The sequence below is a fragment of the Corynebacterium sp. KPL2734 genome, from assembly GCF_040225595.1.
GTDB lineage: Bacteria > Actinomycetota > Actinomycetes > Mycobacteriales > Mycobacteriaceae > Corynebacterium > Corynebacterium rhinophilum.
In genome coordinates this window covers 1-697 of record NZ_JBEHFO010000058.1, presented here as the reverse complement: position 1 = coordinate 697, position 697 = coordinate 1, and the positions used below count along the sequence as shown (strand labels likewise).

The window sequence follows — 697 nt, the reverse complement described above, 5'->3', positions numbered from 1 at the left end:
CCGTGATGGTCGCCTTATTGTGCACCGGCACGAGGCTTACCACGGGTTACAGATACACCACACTAGCGGACGCAACCCCGAGGCTTTCACAATAAAGCCTAGCGTTTCCATAATGAATAATCCAAGATCGACAATAGAACGGGACTTGACGCTGGAAAGTGGACACGTCGGGGAATAAGGCTGCTTGCCAGTGGGCCTACTTTAGTAGTCAAAATGTGTGGCGGCCTTGCGCAGAGTGTCGCGTTCTTCGCGCAGCTTTGCGTTTTCTTTTCCCTCACTGGCGGATCCGTTCGGAATCATTCGCCGCTTGAGCTTCATCATGCACGGCTTTTATGCGGGCGCACGTTTACCGGCGCCGTACTTCTTCACCCATGAATGCAGCGAGGCACGGTTGATGCCGAGCTGGGCTGATGCTGAGTTCAGTGAGAGGTCCTCATTGTTCTCATAGAGGGCCACGGCATCGCGTTTGAACTGTTCTCAGTACCTGGACATGGTAGTAGATTACCTTTCTTTCCAGCGCGACTGGGCTAGATATCAGGTGTCCACCAAACAGGGGCTCGGTTCAAACTCGAGCGGATCCGGGGTGTGGGGCAGCGGGGGCATCGGAAAGCGCTAGCTCTCGGCGGATTCTAAGGATCGTGGAAACACCTGACCTTGATTGGTGGTGTTTGTGGTGTCGAGTCGTTGGGATCCTTCG

At 54.7% G+C, this 697-nt stretch carries 1 pseudogene; it reads right to left on the bottom strand.

The annotated features are described in order from the left end of the window. Positions 1 to 330 precede the first annotated feature (330 nt). Positions 331 to 465: pseudogene (locus tag ABRP88_RS11415) on the bottom strand (transposase); the annotation flags it as partial. Positions 466 to 697: the final 232 nt, after the last annotated feature.